This is a genomic window from Mesorhizobium sp. M0701, from assembly GCF_040320365.1.
In the GTDB taxonomy this organism is placed as follows: Bacteria; Pseudomonadota; Alphaproteobacteria; order Rhizobiales; family Rhizobiaceae; genus Mesorhizobium.
This window is the reverse complement of record NZ_JAMYPO010000090.1, coordinates 1-7,167: the sequence shown is the minus strand read 5'-3', so window position 1 is coordinate 7,167 and position 7,167 is coordinate 1. Positions and strand designations below refer to the sequence as shown.

The window sequence follows — 7,167 nt, the reverse complement described above, 5'->3', positions numbered from 1 at the left end:
AATGTGTTTTTCGCATGGTGCCGGGCCGGCTGCCCCCCTTCCCGGCTACAGTTGGGCGTGCGGGCGCTCCCCGGCCGCCAGGTACTCAACGCTTACTTCAGTTCGACCTTGGCGCCGGCTGCTTCCAGCTGGGCCTTGAACTTGTCCGCGTCGGCCTTGGAAACGGCTTCCTTGACCGGCTTCGGAGCCGCCTCGACCAGGTCCTTGGCTTCCTTGAGGCCAAGACCGGTGATGGCGCGAACTTCCTTGATGACGTTGATCTTCTGAGCGCCTGCCTCGGTCAGGACGACGTCGAATTCCGTCTTTTCCTCGACCGGAGCAGCAGCGGCCGCAGCGCCGCCGGCAGCGGCAACCGCCACCGGAGCAGCGGCGGAAACGCCCCACTTTTCTTCAAGAAGCTTCGACAGCTCGGCCGCCTCGAGGACGGTCAGCTTCGAAAGGTCGTCTACGATCTTTGCCAGATCAGCCATTGCAATGTTCCTTCATAAGGTTCGAACGTGTGTTTGTGATAGCGAGGAACGGCCTCATGCCGCCTCGTCCTTCCGGGCGTAAGCGCCGATGACGCGCGCGACCGAAGCCGCAGGCGCATTGACGATCTGGGCGATCCGGGTTGCCGGCGTGGCGATCATGCCAACCAGCCTGGCGCGCAGCTCATCGAGCGACGGAAGTGTGGCGAGTGCCTTCACACCGTCGGCATTGAGCGAGGTGGTGCCCATTGCGCCGCCGAGAATGACGAGCTTGTCATTTCCCTTGGCGAAATCGGACGCGACCTTCGGCGCCGCAATCGGATCCTCCGAATAGGCGATCAGCGTCTGTCCCTTGAACAGCTCGATGATCGATGCGGAGTCCGTGCCCTGAAGAGCGATTTTGGCGAGACGGTTCTTCGCGACTTTGACGGTGCCACCGGCGGCGCGCATTTTCGACCGAAGGTCGTTCATTTGCGCGACGGTGATACCGGCGTAGTGGGCCACGACGACTGAACCAGCGCTTGAAAACGCACCATTCAGGCCCGTGACGAGTTCGCGTTTTTCCGCTCTGTCCACTGCCTATCTCCAGTTGACCCCTGCCCTCTACGAAGGACAGGCGTCGGGTTGCCTTTTGCCGGCCGGGCCATCCAGTAACGGATCTCCCGAACGACGCTCGAGGATCCTGCCCCCTTTCGCCACACCTGCCGGCAAGCCGGACGGTGCGCAGACAAAAGGCAAACACGGTTCGAACCTTTCATTGGAGCTTCTGGCTCCTTTGTCCGGTCTTCACCCGTCTCATGCAGGCCCACATGAATTAAGGCCCACATCATCTAAGGCTTGGGGGCCGCCTGCAATCTCGGACAGGATGTCCGGAAGCCTTTCGACTTCCGGTACCGGGCCGCCGACAGGTCGGAGGCCCGGAATTCTTTCACGAATCAGCGTTTTAGCGGCCGATCCAATTGTTCGTATCAGGACGCTGCGAGCGTCGAGACGTCGAGCTTGAGGCCCGGGCCCATGGTCGAGGTGACCGACACCTTCTTGACGTAGTTGCCCTTGGCACCAGCCGGCTTTGCCCTGGTCACCGCGTCAGCGAAGGCGCGGACGTTTTCTTCCAGCGCCTTGACGTCGAACGAGACCTTGCCGACGCCGGCGTGAACGATGCCGGCCTTCTCGACGCGGAACTCGACGGCGCCGCCCTTCGATGCCTTGACGGCGGCGGTAACGTCGGTGGTGACCGTGCCGACCTTCGGGTTCGGCATCATGCCGCGCGGACCGAGCACCTTGCCGAGACGGCCGACCAGCGGCATCATGTCCGGCGTGGCGATGCAGCGGTCGAAGTCGATCGTGCCCTTCTGGACGATGTCGACCAGATCCTCGGCTCCGACGATGTCGGCGCCGGCGGCCTTGGCCTCCTCGGCCTTGTCGCCACGCGCGAAGACGGCGACGCGAACGCTGCGGCCGGTGCCGTTCGGCAGGTTGACCACGCCGCGGACCATCTGGTCGGCATGGCGCGGGTCGACGCCGAGGTTCATCGCGACTTCGATCGTCTCGTCGAACTTCACCGAGGAGCGATCCTTGAGCAGCTTCAGCGCCTCACCCAAAGCGTAAGCCTTGTTGGGATCGATGCCTTCGCGGGTCTTCGATACACGCTTTGCAATCTTTGCCATGATCTCAGCCCACCACTTCCAGACCCATCGAGCGGGCGGAGCCCTCGACCATGCGCATGGCCGCCTCGACGTCGTTTGCGTTCAGATCCTTCATCTTCTGCTCGGCGATGGCGCGCACCTTGTCGCGGCCGATCGTGCCGGCCTTGACCTTGCCCGGCTCCTTCGAGCCCGACTTCAGGTTGGCAGCCTTCTTCAGGAAGTAGCTCACCGGCGGCGTCTTCATGACGAAGGTGAACGACTTGTCCTGGTAGTAGGTGATGACGACCGGAACCGGCGAGCCCTTTTCCATTTCCTGGGTCTGCGCGTTGAACGCCTTGCAGAACTCCATGATGTTGATGCCACGCTGACCAAGCGCCGGGCCGATCGGGGGCGACGGCGTGGCCGATCCCGCGGAAACCTGGAGCTTGAGCTGGCCTGCAATTTTCTTAGCCATCTCTCTTCCTGCCTTTTCTCATGCCGGTCTTGCCGGCGGTTGCAGTCTGGTGGTGCGGTCCGCGCGGCCGGCTAGAGCCGCATTCGCCTCCCACCCGTTTTTGGCCGCGCGATCTCCGCGCCGCCTTCCCTGCCGCCGAAACCGGTGCAGGGATTTCGGATCAGCCCTTCTCGACCTGTCCGAATTCCAGATCGACCGGCACGGCGCGCCCGAAGATCGAAACTTCCACCTTGAGCCGCGCCCGCTCCTCGTCCACTTCCTGGACGAAACCGTTGAAGGACGCGAATGGTCCATCCGAAACGCGGATCGCTTCGCCGATCTCGAACGTCACCGACGGCTTCGGCCGCTCGACGCCCTCCTGAACCTGGTTCAGGATACGCTGGGCCTCGGCTTCAGTGATCGGCACCGGCTTGGAGTCGCCCAGGAACCCGGTAACCTTCGGCGTGTTCTTGACGAGCGAGAACACGGCGTCCGTCAGATTGGCCTTCAGCAGCACATAGCCCGGAAAGAACTTGCGCTCGGCATCGACCTTGCGGCCGCGGCGGATCTCGACGACCTTCTCGGTCGGCACCACGATCTGCTCGATGTCGGCGGACAGGCCCTTCTGCTTGGCCTTGTTCTCAATGTCCTCGGCGACCTTCTTTTCAAAGTTCGAGTAGGCGTGGACGATGTACCACCGCGCGGTCATTTCAAGACTTCTCCGTAATCGCCGGACTTACTGTCCGAGGCCGAGGATTTTTTCGACCGCAAAGCCCATGGCCACGTCTGCGGTAAAGAAAAAGATCATCGCGATGACCGCGAACACAAGGACCATCACCGTCGAGATCATCGTTTCGCGCCGCGACGGCCAAGTGACCTTGGCGGTCTCCGCGCGAACCTGCTGGAGAAAGGTGAAGGGATTTGTGGTTTTCGAAGCCATATGCCGCTCTGTCTGCAAGACCCGTTGGCCGGGCCTCCTGGATGATCCCGCTGGCCGGGACGTGCCGCTTGAGCGTGCGTTCGCGCCGAATCAGCGCAATCATTTCGCCCATGCAAATCAGACGCGTAAAGCCGGCTTCCCAGCTCCACGCGTCGCGTGTCTGTCTCGTCTACATAAAACCGATTCTTGATCCACGCAAGTGGCAAGTGTCCGCTTTATGGCCAAACGCCGCCTCGGAACCATCCAGTCGTCCCGTCCCGGCTATGCGGCCCTTATGCCGCAACTTGTGCCATATGGCAAGTCACAAGCCGATTTTCAAAGGCCGCACTGCAAAAGAATCGTTTTTAGGTATCCATTCAAAGAATGGCACGGGCAGCAGGGCTCGAACCTACGACCTGCGGTTTTGGAGACCGCCGCTCTACCAACTGAGCTATGCCCGTATGCGCATGTCGGCGCAGCAGGCGCTTCCTAAAAGCTTCCGCGCGCTCTGTAAAGAGCGACGTGCGCTACCCGGCCTTCATCTTCGAAAGTCCAGGCGTCCTCCCGGCCATTTCCCGTCGATCCGTTGATTGCTGACGATCAAGCCGACCCAGGGACGCACGATTTCCGGGTCGGTCAGATTGATGTATTTTCCCACCAGCCCTTTCGCACCCTGGCGCCGGGCATCGATGAGCCCCTTGCGCACGCCATTATGCCAATCGAACAGCAGGTAAACTCTCTCTCTCCCGCCGTCTTCACCTCGCCCCGGCCGGACTTCCATTTATCCTTGGTATCGCCCGGGATCGTGGGATCAGCACCGCCGTTCCATCGGCTGGACCAGCTGCCTTCGATGGTGTCGTTGCGGTCGCGGTCGCTTTCGGTGCCCCAGGCCTCGGCATTTTCATCGCTTGGAGTTCCCTCCAGTTTCACGCCGGCGGCGAACGCCGACACCTCCTCGTCGTCGGGAGTGGGGACGTCCATGAAGCCAAACGGATTTCGGATTCCGCGGTTGCTGTCAAAGACGCCGTCTGAATTTTTCTTGCCTTCCGATCTCATCGCAAAGCCTCCGGTTTTCAATGTGGCCCCGCCATTCGACGGCGACTTTAGACCGTTAGCCTGGAGGACCGAGACCTCCATAGCCACCCGTTTTCCTGGCCGGCAGGCTTTCGACCGATTCGCGCGCGGTCAGGTTCCCGAAGGCGGCTTGTAGGGGCCACCCGGCACCCCCCAGCCCCAGGCCGGCATTGGTTCCGTCTCGGGGTCGCAGGTCGGGCCCTTGTTGGAGTTCATCTTGGCCAGCCGCGATCCCCATTCGACATAGGCCATGAAAGCCGAGCGGAATTCGGGATCGTCAGGCAGGCCGACCTCGTCGGCGGCGTCGGCGAGAAGGTTGATCCAGCGCCGGCGCTGCTCCTCGGTCAGATGCTTGCCGAGATGATGCATCACCATCTCGCGATGGCCGCCATGCTTTTCGCTGTAGGTTTTGGGTCCACCGAAAACTTCGCCGATGAAGGCCGCGACGTGAGCGGGATGATCCGGCGACATGTGCTTGAACACCGGCCCGACGATGGGGTCCCGAGAGACGTTGTCGTAGAAGGTTTGGGTCAGGCGGTTCAGCGCTTCGGAGCCGCCGGCCCATTCGAACAATGTCGGGACATCCTGGCTCATTCGCGATCCCTCCCATGCTGGACTTCAACCGCGCTGGACGATAGCGGAAACACCGAGCGCCGCTCAACCTGCCTCGATGGGCAGTGCAAGGTTGCGCTAAAGCTTCGCCGGCGTCTCTGCCTCGGCGCTGGCGGACGGCAGAACGCGGCAGTTGTCGGGCTTCGGCGACGGCTTGCAGATGGTGGCGCCCGTCAGCGCGTCCACCGATTGCGGCCCCGTCGTCAGTCCAACCTTCAGCATTAGGTCGGGTTCGAGCTGGCGCTCGACCGAGCGCTGCTCGAGCGCGGCGAATAGACCGGGACCAATCGCCATGTCCTCGAGATAGGGCTTAATTATCTGCTGCTGTCCCATCAGGTACATGCCGAGCCGCGCTTGCGGACCGACAAACCGTCTGACGCCGCCGGCAAGCATGAGCGCGCACGCCGAATCGCATACCGCTCCCGAATCGACGGTCAGGCCGGCATAGGCGCCCTCTTTAGCCAAGCAACTCCACTCTCCCGGGTCGCAGCCAACAAAATCGGTGCGGGCGACGGCGATGTCGAGCTTCTTTTCGTGGATAAGTCGCCCCACCGCCAGAGCACTGAACAGGTCGCCTCCTTGTGAGCTGACCACCACCGGCAGCCGTCGGTTGCCAAGCATGGCGAGCAACTGGCGCAGCTTCTGCGGGGTCTGAGGCGCAATCGCGCCTTCGGCCGAGATCCATTCCGGGCAGTTTGGATTGCACAGCGGGTTGCTGCCGCGGACCAGGACGAAGCGCATGTCTGCGACCTCCTTCGGCCGCGGGGTTTCGAGCCCTGCGGGTGCAGGCTCGGCTTTCGCCACCACTTCGCCGGCCGGCTTCGTGATATTCGCCGGCGCCGGCACCTCCCTGCAACTCGCCGGCAACGGATCGGACGTGCATAGGATTGGCGCGGTCAGCAGGTCGACGGCATCCCGGCTGGTGACGAGATTCATTTGCAGCATGTCGTAGGGAGCCAATTGCTGGATACCGCTGGCCGGTGTGCTTTTCATGGTCTCGAGCACACCCAGGCCGACGCCCATCTCCTTCAGATAGGCCGCCAGCTTCCGCTCCAGCGGCTTGTTCATCTCATAGGTCTTGTAGCTGCCGGCGTTCTTCCGGCTGACGACCTTGGTGCTGAGAATCTTCTTCTTGCCCTTCACCATGCGGTAGGTGGTGCGGTACAGCAATTTCGTCCGGATATAGGTCGTGGTGATCTGATGGACGCCGAGAAAGGCCCACTCCCCGACCACGCGCCGGATGCCGCCGGAAAACATCAACGGACAGGCGGAATTGCAGATGGCGCCATCGGCATAAGCATTGCCAAAATAACGGGCGCTCTTGCCGTCGTTTTCCTTGCAGTTCTTCACATCTGGCAGACAGCCGACGAAGCGGGTTTTGCCGACGGCGATATCGAGCTTGTTCTTGCGGATCAGGCGACCAAGTGTCAGCGCCGCTTCGACATTGCCGCCGGGGGAATCGACGACGATCGGCAGCTTTCGGCCGCCAAGCGCTTTCAGCGCGCGTTTGAACAGGGCCGGCGTGCCGGCTTCTATCGAGCCTTCCGCCGATATCCATTCCGGACAGGTCGGCTCGCAGCCCGGCGCGCTGCTGCGCACGACGACGAACCGCATCGTCGGGCCGAAATCCGGCGCGGATTTTTCCGGCGTGGATTTCTTTGCATCCGCTGCGAAGGCAGCGTGGCCCATGGCAAGCAACGACACCAGGCAGATCAGCCCTAGCGACCACCATGCCTGACTATGCAAACGGCGCCATGGAACCATTCGGGCAGCCCCCCTCGATGCAACCTATACTAGTTATGGCAGAGGCGCTTGCAACAGGATTTGAAGCAATGCGGTTAATCCATTGCCAGAATATCAGAATCAAAAGGGCGGCCCGAAGACCGCCCCTTTGCATCCGATCTCAACCGGCAGCGCCGGCGACTACTCTTTGATGGTGACGACGATGCCGGCACCGACGGTGCGGCCGCCTTCACGGATGGCGAAGCGCAGCTTCTCTTCCATGGCGATCGGCAC

Annotated in this window: 10 protein-coding genes and 1 tRNA gene; all 11 read right to left on the bottom strand. The window is 62.0% G+C overall.

The window, feature by feature from the left end; genetic code table 11:
* Positions 1 to 92: 92 nt before the first annotated feature.
* Positions 93 to 470, bottom strand: coding sequence for a 50S ribosomal protein L7/L12 (gene rplL, locus NKI24_RS35370; RefSeq protein ID WP_023680442.1), 378 nt, complete (start codon positions 468 to 470; stop codon positions 93 to 95).
* 54 nt (positions 471 to 524) lie between these two features.
* On the bottom strand, positions 525 to 1,043 hold the full coding sequence (rplJ, locus tag NKI24_RS35365) for a 50S ribosomal protein L10 (RefSeq protein WP_352451054.1): 519 nt from the start codon (positions 1,041 to 1,043) through the stop codon (positions 525 to 527).
* A gap of 392 nt (positions 1,044 to 1,435) precedes the next feature.
* Positions 1,436 to 2,134, bottom strand: coding sequence for a 50S ribosomal protein L1 (rplA, locus tag NKI24_RS35360; protein ID WP_023680441.1), 699 nt, complete (start codon positions 2,132 to 2,134; stop codon positions 1,436 to 1,438).
* Between the two features lie 4 nt (positions 2,135 to 2,138).
* Positions 2,139 to 2,567 (bottom strand): 50S ribosomal protein L11, encoded by a 429-nt coding sequence (rplK, locus tag NKI24_RS35355; RefSeq protein ID WP_023680440.1) that lies wholly within the window; start codon positions 2,565 to 2,567, stop codon positions 2,139 to 2,141.
* A gap of 160 nt (positions 2,568 to 2,727) precedes the next feature.
* Entirely contained in the window at positions 2,728 to 3,255 is a 528-nt protein-coding gene (nusG, locus tag NKI24_RS35350) for a transcription termination/antitermination protein NusG (RefSeq protein WP_006333333.1), read from the bottom strand.
* A gap of 27 nt (positions 3,256 to 3,282) precedes the next feature.
* The gene (gene secE / locus NKI24_RS35345; RefSeq protein WP_023680439.1) at positions 3,283 to 3,486 is read right to left on the bottom strand and encodes a preprotein translocase subunit SecE; all 204 of its coding nucleotides are present in this window, start codon (positions 3,484 to 3,486) and stop codon (positions 3,283 to 3,285) included.
* A gap of 364 nt (positions 3,487 to 3,850) precedes the next feature.
* Positions 3,851 to 3,926 (bottom strand) — tRNA-Trp (locus tag NKI24_RS35340).
* A 175-nt stretch (positions 3,927 to 4,101) separates the two neighbouring features.
* On the bottom strand, positions 4,102 to 4,521 hold the full coding sequence (locus tag NKI24_RS35335) for a hypothetical protein (protein WP_352750769.1): 420 nt from the start codon (positions 4,519 to 4,521) through the stop codon (positions 4,102 to 4,104).
* Between the two features lie 129 nt (positions 4,522 to 4,650).
* Entirely contained in the window at positions 4,651 to 5,133 is a 483-nt protein-coding gene (locus tag NKI24_RS35330) for a group II truncated hemoglobin (RefSeq protein WP_352451056.1), read from the bottom strand.
* A 96-nt stretch (positions 5,134 to 5,229) separates the two neighbouring features.
* Positions 5,230 to 6,915: a COG3904 family protein gene (locus NKI24_RS35325; protein ID WP_352451057.1), complete on the bottom strand. Its 1,686-nt coding sequence runs from the start codon at positions 6,913 to 6,915 to the stop codon at positions 5,230 to 5,232.
* 159 nt (positions 6,916 to 7,074) lie between these two features.
* Positions 7,075 to 7,167, bottom strand: a 93-nt coding sequence (locus NKI24_RS35320; protein ID WP_476738618.1) for an EF-Tu C-terminal domain-related protein, incomplete at its 5' end; no start/stop codon positions are given.

Excerpts from the sequence above, each read along its gene's own strand:
- NKI24_RS35335 (WP_352750769.1), bottom strand. The coding sequence starts at position 4,521 with ATGAGATCGGAAGGCAAGAAAAATTCAGACGGCGTCTTTGACAGCAAC.
- NKI24_RS35325 (WP_352451057.1), bottom strand. The coding sequence starts at position 6,915 with ATGGTTCCATGGCGCCGTTTGCATAGTCAGGCATGGTGGTCGCTAGGG.
- rplA (WP_023680441.1), bottom strand. The coding sequence starts at position 2,134 with ATGGCAAAGATTGCAAAGCGTGTATCGAAGACCCGCGAAGGCATCGAT.
- NKI24_RS35330 (WP_352451056.1), bottom strand. The coding sequence starts at position 5,133 with ATGAGCCAGGATGTCCCGACATTGTTCGAATGGGCCGGCGGCTCCGAA.
- secE (WP_023680439.1), bottom strand. The coding sequence starts at position 3,486 with ATGGCTTCGAAAACCACAAATCCCTTCACCTTTCTCCAGCAGGTTCGC.
- rplL (WP_023680442.1), bottom strand. The coding sequence starts at position 470 with ATGGCTGATCTGGCAAAGATCGTAGACGACCTTTCGAAGCTGACCGTC.
- nusG (WP_006333333.1), bottom strand. The coding sequence starts at position 3,255 with ATGACCGCGCGGTGGTACATCGTCCACGCCTACTCGAACTTTGAAAAG.
- rplK (WP_023680440.1), bottom strand. The coding sequence starts at position 2,567 with ATGGCTAAGAAAATTGCAGGCCAGCTCAAGCTCCAGGTTTCCGCGGGA.